The sequence below is a fragment of the Betaproteobacteria bacterium genome (assembly GCA_016194905.1).
Classification (GTDB): Bacteria; Pseudomonadota; Gammaproteobacteria; order Burkholderiales; family JACQAP01; genus JACQAP01.
On the sequence record JACQAP010000019.1, the window covers coordinates 244,702 to 260,581 of the forward strand.

Sequence of the window (15,880 nt, forward strand, 5' to 3'; positions counted from 1 at the left end):
CGTAATGTCAATTTTGCTGCACCGTGCTTCAAAGACCACTAACTTAGTCCCGAGTCCCGAGTCCCGAGTCCTCGTGATGGCGACCTTGGTCGCCATCACGCTCGCGGGTTGCGGCAGCGCCCCGTCGCGTCCCGCGACGTCGAAGCCCGGCGGCTATTATCTGGACGACGGACCCGGGCCAAACCCGCCGGCGAATCTGGATTCGGTTCCCGAGCCGACGCCGAAGGTCGAACCGATCAACAAATACACCAGCCGGCCGTATGCAGTGCTCGGCCGGGCCTACACGCCTTATACCCAGCTTGCGCCGTACAAGGCGCGTGGCGTCGCGAGCTGGTACGGCAAGCGTTATCACGGGCAGAAAACTTCCTCGGGCGAGGTGTACGACATGTATGCGATGACCGCGGCACATACCATCCTGCCGCTGCCGAGCTACGCGCGAGTGACCAATGTCGCCACCGGCAAATCGGTAGTCGTGCGCGTGAACGATCGCGGCCCCTTTCACGAAGACAGGCTGATCGATCTTTCATACATTGCCGCGCAACGTCTTGGTCTGCTCGGTCGGGGCAGCGGCATGGTCGAGGTCGAAGCGATCGTCCCCGGCAACGAGGTATCGCCTGTTGTCCTTGCGGCGCCGCCGGAACCCGTATCCGCGCCTGCCCCCGCCGCATCGACGGTCAGCACCGAGTCCGGCGGCATCTACGTGCAACTCGGCGCGTTCTCGGTGGCCGAGAATGCCGACGCCTTTCTGCGCAAGATGCGCATCGATCTGGGCTGGCTGTCCGACTCGATGCACGTTTACCGGAAGGATGGCCTCTACCGGGTGCATGCCGGGCCTTATTCCAGCCGTGAAGAGGCGGGGCGTACTGCCGAGCGCGTCCAGAAGGAACTCGGCTTCAAGGCATTGGTGCTCGATCGTTAAGACCAGACCTGGGTGAATATCATGCGTACGCTGATCTGCGGTTCCGTTGCCTACGACACCATCATGGTGTTTCGCGACCACTTCAAAAACCACATTCTTCCGGACCAGATTCACATCTTGAACGTTTCGTTCCTGGTGCCGGACATGCGCCGGGAGTTCGGCGGCTGTGCCGGCAACATCGCCTATTCGCTGAAAATGCTCGGCGGCGATCCGCTGATCATGGCGACCGTCGGCGAGGACTATCAGCCTTATGCGTATCGAATGGAGAAACTGCGCCTATCCCAGGCGCATGTGCGCCAGGTGCCCAACGTTTTCACGGCACAGGCCTTCATCACCACCGACCTGGACGACAATCAGATCACGGCATTTCATCCGGGCGCGATGAATTTCTCGCAGCAAAACCACATTTCGGAAGCGCGCGATGTCGGTCTGGGCATCGTCGCGCCGGACGGGCGCGAGGGCATGCTGCAGCACGCCCGCGAATTTCACGAAGCCGGCATTCCGTTCGTTTTCGATCCGGGACAGGGACTGCCGATGTTCAACGGCGAAGAGTTGATGAACTTCATCAATCACGCCGATTACGTGGCAGCCAACGATTACGAAGCAAAGCTGCTGCAGGAGCGCACGGGAAAAAGCATCGAGGAACTGTCCAGACTGGTGACAGCGCTGGTGGTCACACAAGGTGCGCAGGGATCGTTGGTGGTCGCGAACGGCAAATCGGAAACCATTCCCGCCGTAAAACCGGCTCAGGTCGTGGACCCGACCGGATGCGGAGACGCTTATCGTGCCGGCCTCCTGTACGGGATTGCCAATGACCTCGATTGGCCGACTACCGGACGGTTGGCTTCGTTGCTTGGCTCGATCAAGATCGCGCAGCGCGGCGCGCAAAATCACCAGTTCACCCGCGACGAAATCAACCGGCGCTTTCGGGAGGTCTTCGGCAGGGCGCCCTGGTAAAGAAGAATAAGGAATCCGCTGTGGTGAAAAGAAAAGTTTGCATGGTCATGCTGGTCGCGTTGCTCGAAGGATGCGCGTCGGCCAATTCCGAATCCGCCGCCGGCCGGAAGCAGGTGCGTATGGAGCAGAGCATGCGCATGGGTGCTGTCGAGGACGCACGCGATGTCCGGCTGGGGGCGAAATCCGGCGTGGGCGCGACTATCGGCAGCATCGCCGGATCGACGGAAGAAGGCGTAACCGGAAAGCCGGGTCTGGAGGTTACCGTCAAGCTCGATAGCGGCGCCGTGGTTGCCGTTGTGCAGGAAGCCAGGGAGAGGTTCCGCGTGGGCGATCGCGTGCGAATCCTTTCTGGCAACGGAGAATCTCGCGTCACGCATTGAAGAATGACGCTCCCCGATAGCACGAAGGCACTGGTCCCGGTCCGGTTCTATCGCGCAGTTTCCTTGCTGTTTCATCTCTTCGCCGGCGTATTCGAGGTGGCGGCGCTATTCCCTCTGTACGGAAATTCCCGGCGTAACCGCGCTGTAAGCCGCTGGTCGGCGCGCTTGCTCGCCATTGTCAATGTCAAGCCGTTTGTGCAGGGGGCACCGCCCGCGATCGCGGACCGCGCCGCGGTGCTGGTCGCGAATCACGTTTCCTGGCTCGACATTCAGCTGATTCATTCCGTCTGGCAGGTACGCTTCGTCGCCAAATCCGAAGTGCGTCGCTGGCCGCTGATCGGCTGGCTGTCGGCGCGCACCGGTACGCTATTCATCGAACGCGGCAAAAATCGTCACGCCGCACGCATCAATCAATCCATTCACGCTGCATTTCAGCAAGGCGACGCAATTGGCGTGTTTCCCGAGGGCTCGACAACCGACGGCAGGGAACTTACCCGCTTTCATGCATCGTTACTGCAGCCGGCCGTGGATGAACGCGCGATGGTTTACCCGGTAGCACTGCGCTATCTCGACGAAACGGGCAACATCAACGTGAACCCCAGTTATGTGGGAGACACCACGTTGATGGAATCGATGAGAATGATTTTCGCCGAGAAGACGATTCGGGCCGAGCTGATTTTCCTGCCGGCCATCGACGCAACGGGGAAAACGCGCCGGGAACTTGCCGCGCTAACGCAGTCCGCGATCGCGGCCGCGCTCAATCTGCCAATTTCGGGCAGGTCACCTGGACTATCCGCCGGTCCTCAAGGCGCACCGCGGTAAGACGCCGTCCCCACAGACAGCCGGAATCCAGCGCCAGCAGATTTTTCTCCGTCAGCACGCCGATCGCCGACCAGTGCCCGCAGATGACGGTCGCGTCCGCGCTCCTGCGCCCCGGCACGACAAACCAGGGGACGTAGCCCCGCGGAATGTCCCCGATCCCGCCCTTGTGGCTGAATTCCATGTGCCCGTCCGGTGTGCAGATGCGCAGGCGGGTCATCGCATTGATGATTACCCGCAACCGTTCGTAGCCCGACAGCGCGTCGTCCCAATGATCGGGCAGGTTGCCGTACATCTGCGCCAACAGATCGCGCCACCCGGATCCTTTCAGCGCGTGTTCGGTTTCGTGCGCAAGGTCGAGCGCCTGGGCGATGCTCCATGAAGGCAACAGGCCCGCATGCACCATCGCGTATTCTCCGTCAACGTGCATCAGCGGCCGCCCGCGCAGCCAGGTCAGCAACTCGTCGCGATCGGGTGCATGGAGAATCGCTCCGAGCGTGTCCTTCCGGTGCGGTTTCACACGCCCCTCGGCGACCATCAGCAAATGCAGGTCGTGGTTGCCGAGCACGCTGACGGCGCGTTCCCCCAGCGATTTCACGAACCGCAGGATTTCCAGAGACTGCGGACCGCGGTTCACCAGATCGCCCACAAACCATAGCCGGTCGTCTGCCTCGCGGAAGCCGATCTCGCCAATCAATTTCTGCAACGAGTCGAAGCAGCCCTGCAGGTCGCCTATCGCGTAGGTAGCCATTAGAAGCGGTGACTGGTGATTAGTGCCCGAAGGATACCGGGCGTTGCCCATAATCGGTGAATGGTATCCAATGGAGAGGCACCGCGTGGTGAATGTAGCAAACTGGTTGATTGAAACAAAAGGGCGCAGCAATTGCTGCGCCCTTGGATTCTGCCTTGCCAATTACCAATCACTGATCACCAATTACTGCTTCACTTCGCCAGGCTCACCAGGTAATCCACTGCGGCCTTGACGTCGACATCGGGCGCGGATGCCAGGCCACCCTTCGCCGGCATCGCATTTTTGCCGTGCAGCGCGCTGTTGTAGAGCGCTTCCTTGCCACTGGCGATGCGCGGTTTCCAGGCGGCCTTGTCGCCGGTCTTCGGTGCCCCGGCGATGCCCGCCGCGTGACACGCCATGCAAACGGTGTCGTAGAGTTTTTTCCCGGCACCGGCGCCCCCCGCGGCGGCCGTCTTGACGGCCCCGCCGCTTGCGGACTTCACCGCGGGTGTTCCCGCCGTCGGCTCTGCCGGCACTTCCCCGATCACCACGGTGCCGACCGGTTGCAGACGCTCCGCCACGGCAGTCGCACTGGCATCGGGACTCCGGCTGTCGACCCTCAGTCCGCCGGTGGCGAAACTGGCAATCATCACGATCCCGATGACCGGTATGAGGAAGGCCAGCAGCACGACCACGATCAGTTGCTGCGGCGTCTTGATCAGCGACGAGTGTTCTTCGACGTGCACTTCGGACATGCAAAATCCTTTGCGGTTATGCCTTTGGAAGCCGCAAATTATAGGCTATTCACCTCACTCCAAAAAGTGCGGTAATGGACGCCGATGCCCTTTGCCCGTACACTTACGTCCCAATGCGCCCGTAGCTCAGTTGGATAGAGTGTCGGCCTCCGAAGCCGAAGGTCGTGGGTTCGACTCCCTCCGGGCGCGCCATTCCTTCTGTCGTTTCTGCTCTTTCCCGCCGTTCAATTGAACGAATCATTCGGCCTTGGCGCGCTGTTCCTCAGCAGCTTTCTCGCGGCGACTTTGCTGCCCGGCGGATCCGAAGTCGTATTCGCAGGCGTGCTGGCGAGCGGTGCGGCCAGTCCGTGGCCGGCACTTGCCGTCGCGACAGTTGGCAACACGCTCGGCGGATCGAGTTCCTATCTGATAGGCCGACTGGTCCCGGATCGCAAGCTCGGCGGTCGCGCCCTGGAATGGGTACGTCGCTGGGGCGCGCCGGTACTGCTGCTGTCATGGGTACCGATCATCGGCGATGCACTGTGCGTCGCGGCCGGCTGGTTGAGGCTCAACATCGGGTGGTCGGTGTTGTTCATGGCGCTGGGCAAATTCGGGCGTTATTACATTATTGCCCGGCTTGTGGCCTGAACGCGCATGCCGGGGTTGATGCGTCGCGGTAGAATTCTTCTCCAGTCATGAAGTCCTAATCAGATGCAACCGATTCCCCCATTTGCCTCAACCGGCATCCGGCTTCGCGAAATCCCCTACAACTACACGTCGTTCTCCGATCGCGAAATCGTGATTCGCCTGCTCGGCGCGCCGATGTGGCAGGTGCTGGACGAGTTGCGCAGCCAGCGTCGCACCGGACGTTCGGCACGCATGCTGTATGAAGTGCTCGGTGACATCTGGGTCGTCAACCGCAATCCCTACTTGCAAGACGACATGCTGGACAATCCCCGGCGCCGCGATGATTTGATCGAGGCGCTGCGCCACCGCCTACGCCAGATCGAACTGCGCCGCGGCGAAGGCGAAGAGGCCGCCAACGTGGCCGGCAAAGTCGCACAGTTGCTCGCGTCGGCGCACAAGGCGGTGGACGAATTCGAGCGCGATTTCGAGGATACGGCGAAGCTGCGGCGTAAAGTCCTGCGCCGGCTCACGCGTGTAACCCGGCGCGACAATATCGCTTTCGACGGCCTGGCGCGGGTGTCGCATGTGACGGACGCGACCGACTGGCGCGTCGAATATCCCTTTGTGGTGCTCCATCCCGACACCGAGGAAGAAGTGCAGCCTATCGTGCAGGCTTGCATCGAGCTCGGGCTTACCATCATTCCACGCGGCGGCGGCACCGGGTATACCGGCGGCGCGATACCGCTCGACAAACTTTCCGCGGTGATCAACACCGAGAAGCTGGAAGCGCTGGGTGCGGTGGAATTGATGCCATTGCCCGGCTTGGCGCAGCCGGTGGCGACCATTCATTGCGGCGCCGGTGTCGTGACCCGCAGGGTCATGGAAGCGGCGGAAGCCGCCGGCCGCATATTCGCGGTGGATCCGACTTCCGCGGATGCTTCCTGCATCGGCGGCAACGTCGCCATGAATGCCGGCGGCAAGAAAGCCGTGCTGTGGGGCACGGCCGTCGACAATTTGGCGTCATGGAAAATGGTGACGCCGGAGGCCGAGTGGATGCTGGTCGAGCGCATCGACCACAACCTTGGAAAAATCCACGACGCCGGAGTGGCGCGCTTTCGGATCACGCGCTTCGGCCGCGACGGCAGGATGCCGCGCGGTGAACCCGAGATCCTGGAAGTGCCGGGACGCCGCTTCCGCAAGGAAGGCCTCGGCAAGGACGTGACCGACAAATTTCTTGCGGGCCTGCCCGGCATTCAGAAGGAGGGTTGCGACGGCATCATCACGTCCGCGCGTTTCATCCTGCACAAGATGCCGGCGCACACGCGCACCGTCTGCCTGGAGTTTTACGGACAGGTCGGACATTCGGTGCCTTCGATCGTGGAAATCAAGGCTTATCTGGACCGCCGCCCCGGCGGTGCGATTCTCGCCGGCCTCGAGCATCTCGACGAACGCTATGTCAAAGCCGTCGGCTACGCCACCAAAGCCAAGCGCGGAGGCCGGCCGAAAATGGTATTGCTGGCCGATATCATCGGTGAAGACGACAAAGCGGTCGGCGAAGCCGCCTCCGCCGTGGTCAGAATCGCCAATGCCCGCGGCGGCGAGGGCTTCATCGCCGTCTCGACGGAAGCGCGCAAACAATTCTGGCTGGATCGATCCCGCACCGCCGCCATTGCCAAACATACCAATGCGTTCAAGATCAACGAGGACGTGGTCATCCCGCTCGACCGCCTCGGCGACTACTCCGACGGCATCGAGCGCATCAATATCGAACTGTCGCTCAGGAACAAGATTCGCCTGCTGGATGCGCTGGAGGAATTTTTCCAGGGCGAACTGCCCGTGCATCAGGAGGCCGAGAAGCTGGCGCAAGACGAGTTGCTCGGCGGCCGTGCGGCGAATGCAACCGATCTGGTGCGCACGACCCGCAACCGCTGGCAATGGCTGCTCGACAATCTCGACGCGCCGCTGACTGATTTTCAGAAATGGTTGGCCCAGACCGGGCAGGATGAGGGTGTTTCACCAGCCACCAGCCATTCACTTCTATACCCCCTTGAGGGGTGCGAGCCACCAGCCACTGTTTTTCGCGCGCTTCAGAACCACAGCCTGCGCGTGTCATGGAAAAAGGAAGTCCGAGAGCTGCTGATGCAGATCTTCGATGGCCGCGCCTTCGATCCGATCCGTGCCGAGATCAATGCCATCCACAAGCGCGTGCTGAAGAGCCGGTTGTTCGTGGCCCTGCACATGCATGCCGGAGACGGCAATGTGCATACCAATATCCCGGTGAACTCCGACGACTACGCCATGCTGCACGAAGCCAATGTCGCCGTCGCACGCATCATGAAAATGGCGCGAGCCCTGAACGGGGTGATCTCCGGCGAACATGGCATCGGGATCACCAAGCTGGATTATCTCGAATCTCATGAAATAGACGCCTTCGCCCGATACAAAAAGCGCGTGGATCCCGAAGGCCGTTTCAACAAGGGCAAATTGCTGCCCGGCGCCAATCTCGACAACGCCTACACGCCGAGCTTCAATCTGCTGGAGCTGGAGAGCCTGATCCTGGAGCAGAGCGCGATCGGTGAAATTTCCGATTCGATCAAGGACTGCCTGCGTTGCGGCAAGTGCAAGCCGGTGTGCTCGACCCACGTGCCGAGGGCGAACCTGCTGTACTCGCCGCGCAACAAGATCCTGGCCACGTCGCTGCTGATCGAGGCTTTTCTCTACGAAGAGCAGACCCGCCGCGGCGTGTCGCTCAAGCACTTCGACGAATTTTCCGACGTCGCCGATCACTGCACGGTCTGCCACAAATGCCTGAATCCCTGCCCGGTGGACATCGACTTCGGCGATGTGTCGATCGCGATGCGCAATTTCCTGCGCCGTCAGGGCAAAAAGAAATTCAATCCGGGCACCGCCGCGTCGATGCTATTCCTGAACGCCACCGATCCGAACACCATCAAGGTCACGCGCAAGATAATGATCGAGTGGGGCTTCCGCGCGCAACGCCTGGCCTATCGCGCCGGGAAATCGCTCGGCCTGATACAGGACCAGGTGAAGCATCCGCCGGCGACGCTTGGCAAGCCGTCGATCAAGGCGCAGGTGATCCACATCATCAACAAGCCGATGCCCGGGGGCTTGCCGAAGAAAACCTCGCGCGCTTTGCTGGACATCGAGGACACCCGCATGGTGCCGGTGATCCGCGACCCGAAAAAGGTGAACGAAGACTCGGACGCGGTGTTCTATTTCCCGGGATGCGGCAGCGAGCGCCTGTTCGGCCAGGTCGGGCTCGCCACCCAGGCGATGCTGTACGAAGTCGGCGCCGTCACCGTGCTGCCTCCAGGCTATCTGTGCTGCGGTTATCCGCAGACCTCCGCCGGGGAAGCCGAAAAGGGCCAGAAGATCAGCACCGACAATCGCGTGCTGTTCCACCGCGTCGCCAATACGCTGAACTACCTCGACATCAAAACCGTGGTGGTGTCCTGCGGAACCTGCATGGACCAGTTGCAGAAATACGAATTCGACAAGATCTTCCCGGGCTGCCGGCTGCTCGACATTCATGAATACCTGCTGGAGAAAAACGTCCGTCTCGAAGGCGTGACGGGCGTGCGCTACATGTACCACGATCCCTGCCACACGCCGATGAAGACTTATCAACCGGCAAAAGTCGTCAGCGCGCTGATGGGGTCGGATGTGAAGCTGAACGATCGCTGCTGCGGCGAATCCGGCACGCTGGCGGTCACACGTCCCGACATTTCCACGCAGGTGCGCTTCCGCAAGCAGGAGGAAATGCAGAAGGCGGTGGCGGCCATTCGCGCACAGGGTAATGAAGAGCCGGTCAAGATCCTGACGTCCTGCCCGTCCTGCCTGCAGGGCCTGTCGCGCTACCGCGATGATACCGGCGTGCAGGCCGACTATATCGTCGTCGAGATCGCCAGACATGTGCTCGGAGAGAACTGGATGGCCGACTATGTCGCAAAGGCGAATAACGGCGGCATCGAGCGCGTTCTACTGTAACGCATCTCGGCCACCCTGAATTATGGTTGGACAGAGCGATCCGTGGTTCGAAGCATCGGATGTCATTCCGATGTTCCCGACGCTGGTCTGGAAGATTCAGGTCAAGGAAGGCGTGCGGGCAGCCATAGCGGCAAAGATGCTCCCGGTGCTCGCGAAAATGGCACAGGACGCACCGAAACTGGCTTCCGGCCAGGGATGGCAATCGCAGCAAACGTTACATCGGCTCGACGAGTTGCAGGACCTCGTTTCCTGCGTCGACAAGGCGGTCAGGGGGGTTCTGAAGTTTCTGAGAATCGGTTATGACGCTTTTGAGATCACCGCTTGTTGGGCCACTGTTCTCGCCAAGGGTGCTGCCCACAGGATGCATAGCCACCCCAATAATTTTCTGAGCGGCATCTATTACCTTCGCACTTACCCGGGCGCGGACACCATAAACCTTCATGATCCGAGAAATCAGACCGGCATCCTCAGGCCGCCGATCGTGGAACTGACGGGCGAGAACACAGATCAGGTCGTAGTCCGGGTGAGCAATGGCACGCTCCTGATCTTCCCGTCCTACCTGCAGCACTCCGTCGACGCCAATACGAGCGGGGAAGAAAGAATCAGTATCAGCTTCAACATCATGTTCTCTTCGTTCACGGAGAATCTCGCCAAGCCGCTATGGTAGCCACCGCACGGCATAACAAGCGGCTGGACCGCTTCACGCACGCTACGCGGCAGGCAAAAGGTCGAACCGCAGTGGAAGCTCTTCTGCCTGGTGCACAACATCGAGAAGCTCGCGCCTGCGAAATCTCGCCCCTGGGGGACCGCTGCCAATGCAAGGAAGAGAATCGCTGAAAAAGCTTTTTCTACCACCTCAAGGTTCGCGCTAAGCGGCGCGGCGGTTTTGAACGCGTCCGCTTGCGCGCTCACACCATCTTTCGCAACTCGTCATTGATGCGTGTTTGGTAACCGCCGCCCATGGCCTTAAAAAAGGCGATAACGTCGGCATCAAGACGGGCGGACATTAATACTTTGGTTGGCGCTTTTTGCGGACCCCGCCCGCGCTTGAGTGCCGGCGGTCCAAGCATCTTCTCCGACCACGGAGGATTGTCCGGATCGGTTCGCTCATTTGAAGTAGTCTTTGGCGATTTCAAAGTATTAGACGGCGGCCGTACTGTGCATGCCACTGGCGTCATACAACACTGTGCGCTTTGCCTCGAATGCGGGCGACATCACTTCTATATACCAACTTTGCGGAATCGATGGGAATGCGGCAGACAATGGACCAAAGAGATCGGGGAAACCGGCCCACTCTTCAGAGACCTGAACGGGCGCCTGACCTGAGCGGGATTCGAATAGCAGACAAATGCAGTCGGCGGTAAGGAGGTCGATTTTATAGGTCTGGATCCTTGAGACGTCCGCCCAGTGCACGGTGCGAATGACATCCTGGTCTTCGCATCGACGAGAGCAAACCCGTCATCCGTTACGCGGACGTTCGGTTCGACACGGGGTTTGCGACCGAAGAGCTGTTGGATGCGCGACCAGAGTGCCATTTAGCCGCTATATCAACGTCGCGCTCACCCGCGAGCGCCGCAGCAAGTTATGCGGCTTGTACTTCGACAATTTCGCTCGTCGAAGCAGGTGTAGGAATTGGCTGCCCCTCCTGCTTGAGGTCCTCAAGATGGAACTCGATGGCCTCCCGAATGAGCGAAAGAACCTCTTCTTTCGTTTCTCCAGCAGCGATGCAGCCAGGAAGATCCGGAACATGGGCTCCGTAGGAAGAGGGGCCTTTTTCAACAACTACGAGGTATCGCATATCGAATCGCGGCTCGTATCGCGTCTAATTCTTGTGTCGATCGACTTCGGACTTTTTCTACAGCCTTGTGCCGTTGGGCGGCACCGCGGCTACAGATTCTACGAACAGGCTGCGCATGACTATGCTATTTGTGTCCAGACCGAAATGCCCACACGCACAAGCTGCCAGCAACGACCATTGCAACCCAGGAAACCCACACTGGCACGTCGAAACCTGCGACTTGCACCGGCCATTGGTTCAGAGCCCGCACAGCTTGAACCACCGCTATCACGCCGAAGAGAACACCCGAAACGACGACATACTTACTCGGCATTCTCGATCCTCCTATTCAGAAAGTGACGCCCAACGCCAAGTTGAGCCGCAGCAAGCATTTGCTTGCCGTCGGTCTCGAACTTGATGTTAGATTTCGATCAAGAGTTAAACCTTGATCCGACCGCGAAAACCTCTTGCGGCGTAGTACGATTCAGCACCGTTGTGATACACGAAAACATGATCATAGCGACGATCACAGAAGAGCGCACCACCAAGATCTCTTATCTTGGCTGGCGTATTCACCCAGCTCGAAGTTTTCCTGTCGAATTCTCCAAACTCTTGCAATTCTCGATATTGTTGTTCCGTGAGTATCTCAATACCTATCGAGGACGCCATTTCGATTGCGTTTCCACTTGGTTTGTTTTCTTTTCGTGAATCGAGAGCCTCGCGGTCATAACAAATGCTGCGTCGGCCTATTGGACTTTCAGGTGAACAATCACAGAAAATGAACTCACTGGTCTTTTCATCATAACCAACGACATCCGGTTCGCCGCCGGTGCGTTCCATTTCATAGAGTGCTTGGATTTTTTCAGGACTAGCCTCCAATTTCGCTTGCATTGAGCTCCAGTCGATTCCTGTGTGACGACGCTTGTTTTTCGAGAACCGATCTTTGAGAGTCTTGATCAGCTCGTCAAGAAATGCTGCTTCCATTTCATTATCTCCCTTATGCAACTCGTTTACCGATCGTGTATCTTCAACTGTCTATCAATATTGCTGAATGCGTAAATCTAACGAATGAAAGGGACTTCCCCGTCCCGATAAAGCGGCGGAGAGGCTGCGCGGCATCGATCTGCCATGATGGTTGTTCGCGCAAACATCAACTGTCTCGAAAGGGGAAGTCCATGACGATTATCACTGTCGGTATCGATCTTGCCAAGAACGTGTTCTCCGTGCACGGCGTCGATGAGAATGGCAAGGTGGCGCTGCGGCGCACGGTGCGCCGTGACCAGTTGTTGGAGTTGATCGCCACGCTGCGCCCATGTGTTGTTGCGATGGAGGCCTGTTCGGGTGCACACCACTGGGCGCGCCAGTTCGCAGCCTTGGGGCACACCCCGAAACTGATTGCCCCCAAGTTCGTCACGCCTTATCGCATGAGTGGCAAGCGCGGCAAGAACGATGCTGCTGATGCGGCCGCCATCTGCGAAGCCGCCACCCGTCCGAAGATGCGTTTCGTCCCTCTCAAAACCGTCGATCAGCAGGGCACTCTGTGCGTGCATCGGGTGCGTCAGGGCTTCATCGAGGAGCGCACTGCGACCATCAACCGCGTGCGCGGACTGCTCTGCGAATTCGGCATCGTGCTCCCGCAGAACGCCAACACCGTGCGTCGCGAGGCTGCCGCGGCCCTGGAGGATTTGCCCGGCTGGGCGAATCGCGCCATCGGTGACTTGCTCAGCCATTTGCATGCGCTCGATCTGCGCATCGCCGAGTATGACGCCCACGTCAAGCTCAACGCACAAGCCGACGAACGCGCACGCAGACTCATGAGCACGCCCGGCATCGGCCCGACCCCCGCCAGTGCCCTGGCCGCGTCCATCGGGCAATGCCCATGACTTCAAAAACGGGAGGCAGCTCGCTGCCTGGCTCGGCCTGGTGCCCAGCCAGTACAGCACCGGCGGCAAACCCAGGTTGGGCAGCATCACCAAGGCGGGGGATGCCTACCTTCGAACCTTGTTGATCCTGGGCGCACGATCCGTTCTGGCCAACGCTCCCGGCAAGACCGATCGCATCAGCCGATGGGCGCTCGCTGTACAAGAGCGCACCGGCTACGGCAAGGCACTGGTTGCCATCGCCGCCAAGAACGCGCGCATGGCTTGGGCCATGCTCAGTAAAGGCGAGGCGTTCAGGTCGATGGCCTGAGCCTCTCAACATCGCACCCGCCACGCTCGCCCGATAAGGAGCTCGTCGATGAGTTAGAAAGCGTTTCATACCGTTCACCGCGTCTGTCCATGTTGATGAGTCAAGGTTGGACCTGCGTGAGGTGTGCCTGATACAAGCCAAGGTGGACGCTACGGCGATCCCGGCTAACGAATGAGGCCCTCACGCGCGTCTTTCATCAGGGTCCGCAGCCGATCGAACCGCTGCACCAAGACCGTTTGTAGAGCCTCAGTCCTTCACCTTGCACACGCATCATCGACAGAAACCAGAAAGCAGCTTTGCAGACTTGACTATTGGAGAAGCCCTTGTAGTTTGACTTAAGCGGACTGCCGAAGGCAGGTCCGCTTGAATGATGGGATGGACTCCTCCCGCTGTTTGTGCGGCATCATTGTGCCAAGCTGAAACATGGGCATGGGTCAGCGTAACCAGACAGGAGGAATCCAAAATGAATGCTACTACCGTGGCGGTGGATCTGGCAAAGAACGTCTTCGAAGTCGCCGTGGCCGATTCTCACTGGAAGATCATCGAACGCGCCCGCCTTACGCGTTCGCAGTTCGAGCGCTGGTTCGATAATCGTGAGTGCGCCACGGTCGTCATGGAAGCCTGTGGCATCGCGCATCACTTTGCGCGCTGGCTCGGCGGCCTGGGCTTTACGGTCAAGCTGCTGCCCGCGCAGTACGTGCGTGCCTATGTGAAGCGCAACAAGACCGATGCAGCCGACGCGGCGGCGCTGCTGGAGGCCGTTCGTGCTGCCGACATCAAGCCGGTGGCGGTGAAGTCGATCGAGCAGCAGGCTCTCCAGGCGCTGCACCGCACGCGCGAAGCCTGGAAGAGCACGCGCACCCGGCGCATCAACACCCTGCGCGGCTTTTGCCGCGAGTTCGGATTGGTGGTGCCCGAGGGGGCGGCCACCGGCCTCGCACAGATGGCGCGTTATCTGGCCGACGAGCAGTCGGGATTGCCCGCGATGCTGCGTAGCCCCATGCGCCTGATGCTCGACGAGATCCGGCTCATGGAGGCGAGAATGGCGCAACTCGAAACCCAGCTCGCCGACGTCGCTAAACACAGCCCCGCCTACCAGGTGCTGCTCACGGTGCCGGGCATCGGGCTGATCACCAGCACGGCCATGGTGGCCGCCGTGGGCAACCCGGCCAGCTTCGACTCGGGGCGGCGCTATGCGAGCTTTCTCGGGCTCACGCCGCGGGAATACTCTTCGGGCAATACGCGTTATCTGGGCCGCATCTCCAAGCGCGGCGATCGCTATATCCGCACCCTGCTCACCCACGGGGCGAGGAGCGTGCTGCGCTCGGCTACCGTGGCGCATCGCGCCGGGCGCGAGATCGACCGGTTGAAGCGTTGGGGGCTCGAGGTACAGGCGCGCACCAATCACAACAAGGCCGCGTGCGCGCTTGCCAACAAGTTGGCCCGCATCGCCTGGGCGGTGTGGGTCAAGCAGGAACGGTATCGGGGGCAGGCGCTGCCTGCATCTCAATCACCGCTGTGCAGTGTCTGAGAATGAGTAGGAATCTTTTTCCGCGGTTTGCGTAAGAGAGACGACGCCCATCATGGCAACAACGGTCGGACCGGCACGGGAGAAAGCCGATAACTCTGCTGATCGAAGCTTGATCGCTCAGAACGTGTGGCTTCCCGTGCGCAGATTCCATGTCGGCACGAGCCCTCAGAGGTTCACTTCAGATGCCGGATAGTCGACTGCAACCGATTCCCGCGTTGACAACCCTACGGCGTTTCTCTTGTTTCGCGGGAGGAGTCCATATAGGAAGGGTTAGGCCTATCCCGCACGAACGTACAGCCCTTCGAAAGTTGAAGGAATCTCAGCTAATTCTGCTTCGAGATACGGCACGCTCGAGATCGACAAGAGCCACTCGAGATACACATCTTCGGTGAAGTAGGCGTCGACTGCCTGAAGTGCCCGTGAGCGTGAATCCGCGGACAGGAGAGACGGCACTGCAGGTGCTTCGGCCGCATCCGCCGCGGCTAGCTCCGCCCTCAGGCAGTGGGACCACTCCCAACCGACGGAAGGCCTAGCTTCGACAAGGAACTCGGATGGCCACTGGATACGTCCGTTGAGGATGCCATGCGCGCCCACCAGCCAAGCCAAGACCTGGGCCCGCCAATGTGGGGAAGGAATCGCCAGAACCGACTGCAGCCAACCCTGAAGTAGTGGGCTAGGCAAGTACTTCAGGCAGAAGAACATTGACGCACTGAAGTCGCCGCTGGCGTCCCACCAGCACCAGACGCGGTTTGGGTTGTTGTTCGATCGATGGAGCAGCGTTCCCAAGACGATGTCTGTGCCGTTCCAGCACCTCTCGTCCATCATGCAGCGGCCAAGGGTAACGAGCGCGTCGTCAAGAAACTGGCGGTAGGGTGGTGAGTGCACGCCGTTCGGATACAGCGCCACGAAGCCAGTGATGAGTGACTCAAGAAGCGAGCTAACGAAGTGCTCGTGACCGCGAGAGAGTAGCTGGCCCAGCATGTAGTGATACCAGTCGTGCCACTCTTGCATCGGGCCGAAGGAACTGGTGCCGGATGCGATCTCCTGAAGTGGCGCCTGGAGCTCCCGAGCAGCTAGCGACGCAAGATCGCCTTGTAGTTCGCAAAAGAGGCGTCGCTCTTCGCCCATGAACCATGCCTCACCCATCGGCTCCTTAGGGCGCCTGAAGTGGCCTCGGAGCCGCGCGAGTGCGGCGGCATCGATTCCAT

13 protein-coding genes, 1 tRNA gene and 2 pseudogenes are annotated in these 15,880 nt (G+C 60.0%); 10 read left to right on the forward strand and 6 right to left on the reverse strand.

The annotated features are described in order from the left end of the window. Positions 1 to 4 precede the first annotated feature (4 nt). Genes HY067_12550 through HY067_12565 form a run of 4 tightly spaced genes read left to right on the forward strand, consistent with a single transcriptional unit; the run spans position 5 to position 3,078 of the window. On the forward strand, positions 5 to 919 hold the full coding sequence (locus HY067_12550) for a septal ring lytic transglycosylase RlpA family protein (protein ID MBI3528787.1): 915 nt from the start codon (positions 5 to 7) through the stop codon (positions 917 to 919). A 21-nt stretch (positions 920 to 940) separates the two neighbouring features. Further along, complete coding sequence (locus tag HY067_12555) at positions 941 to 1,876, forward strand: carbohydrate kinase family protein (GenBank protein MBI3528788.1); 936 nt, start codon at positions 941 to 943, stop codon at positions 1,874 to 1,876. Between the two features lie 41 nt (positions 1,877 to 1,917). After that, positions 1,918 to 2,256: a hypothetical protein gene (locus HY067_12560; GenBank protein MBI3528789.1), complete on the forward strand. Its 339-nt coding sequence runs from the start codon at positions 1,918 to 1,920 to the stop codon at positions 2,254 to 2,256. A 3-nt stretch (positions 2,257 to 2,259) separates the two neighbouring features. Further along, positions 2,260 to 3,078, forward strand: coding sequence for a 1-acyl-sn-glycerol-3-phosphate acyltransferase (locus tag HY067_12565; GenBank protein ID MBI3528790.1), 819 nt, complete (start codon positions 2,260 to 2,262; stop codon positions 3,076 to 3,078). Here the strand turns inward: HY067_12565 and HY067_12570 are convergent. Both HY067_12570 and HY067_12575 read right to left on the reverse strand, forming a co-directional pair. Further along, positions 3,014 to 3,826, reverse strand: a complete 813-nt coding sequence (locus tag HY067_12570; GenBank protein MBI3528791.1) for a symmetrical bis(5'-nucleosyl)-tetraphosphatase — start codon at positions 3,824 to 3,826, stop codon at positions 3,014 to 3,016. The genes HY067_12565 and HY067_12570 overlap by 65 nt on opposite strands. A gap of 191 nt (positions 3,827 to 4,017) precedes the next feature. Further along, a complete protein-coding gene (locus tag HY067_12575) occupies positions 4,018 to 4,560 on the reverse strand; it encodes a cytochrome c5 family protein (protein ID MBI3528792.1) in 543 nt (180 codons plus the stop codon). 115 nt (positions 4,561 to 4,675) lie between these two features. Here HY067_12575 and HY067_12580 point away from each other — a divergent pair. From HY067_12580 to HY067_12595, 4 genes are all read left to right on the forward strand, one after another. Further along, positions 4,676 to 4,752: transfer RNA gene (locus tag HY067_12580), tRNA-Arg, on the forward strand. A 36-nt stretch (positions 4,753 to 4,788) separates the two neighbouring features. Continuing rightward, positions 4,789 to 5,187 carry a DedA family protein gene (locus HY067_12585; protein MBI3528793.1) on the forward strand — a complete coding sequence of 133 codons (399 nt, stop codon included), beginning with the start codon at positions 4,789 to 4,791 and terminating at the stop codon, positions 5,185 to 5,187. Between the two features lie 63 nt (positions 5,188 to 5,250). After that, entirely contained in the window at positions 5,251 to 9,174 is a 3,924-nt protein-coding gene (locus HY067_12590) for an FAD/FMN-binding oxidoreductase (GenBank protein ID MBI3528794.1), read from the forward strand. Between the two features lie 22 nt (positions 9,175 to 9,196). Continuing rightward, the gene (locus HY067_12595) at positions 9,197 to 9,841 is read left to right on the forward strand and encodes a 2OG-Fe(II) oxygenase family protein (GenBank protein MBI3528795.1); all 645 of its coding nucleotides are present in this window, start codon (positions 9,197 to 9,199) and stop codon (positions 9,839 to 9,841) included. A 241-nt stretch (positions 9,842 to 10,082) separates the two neighbouring features. Here the strand turns inward: HY067_12595 and HY067_12600 are convergent, their stop codons facing one another. The 3 genes from HY067_12600 to HY067_12610 form a co-directional block, all read right to left on the reverse strand. After that, positions 10,083 to 10,244, reverse strand: a complete 162-nt coding sequence (locus HY067_12600; protein MBI3528796.1) for a BrnA antitoxin family protein — start codon at positions 10,242 to 10,244, stop codon at positions 10,083 to 10,085. Positions 10,245 to 10,756: 512 nt separating this feature from the next. Continuing rightward, a complete protein-coding gene (locus HY067_12605) occupies positions 10,757 to 10,972 on the reverse strand; it encodes a type II toxin-antitoxin system HicB family antitoxin (GenBank protein MBI3528797.1) in 216 nt (71 codons plus the stop codon). Positions 10,973 to 11,389: 417 nt separating this feature from the next. After that, the gene (locus tag HY067_12610; protein MBI3528798.1) at positions 11,390 to 11,935 is read right to left on the reverse strand and encodes a DUF4256 domain-containing protein; all 546 of its coding nucleotides are present in this window, start codon (positions 11,933 to 11,935) and stop codon (positions 11,390 to 11,392) included. A 191-nt stretch (positions 11,936 to 12,126) separates the two neighbouring features. On the opposite strand from HY067_12610, the pseudogene HY067_12615 reads away from it, so the two are divergent. Then, a pseudogene (locus HY067_12615) lies at positions 12,127 to 13,141 on the forward strand (IS110 family transposase). Positions 13,142 to 13,604: 463 nt separating this feature from the next. Next, positions 13,605 to 14,603: pseudogene (locus HY067_12620) on the forward strand (IS110 family transposase). A 345-nt stretch (positions 14,604 to 14,948) separates the two neighbouring features. Here HY067_12620 and HY067_12625 read toward each other — a convergent pair. Further along, complete coding sequence (locus HY067_12625) at positions 14,949 to 15,818, reverse strand: hypothetical protein (GenBank protein ID MBI3528799.1); 870 nt, start codon at positions 15,816 to 15,818, stop codon at positions 14,949 to 14,951. Positions 15,819 to 15,880 lie beyond the last annotated feature (62 nt).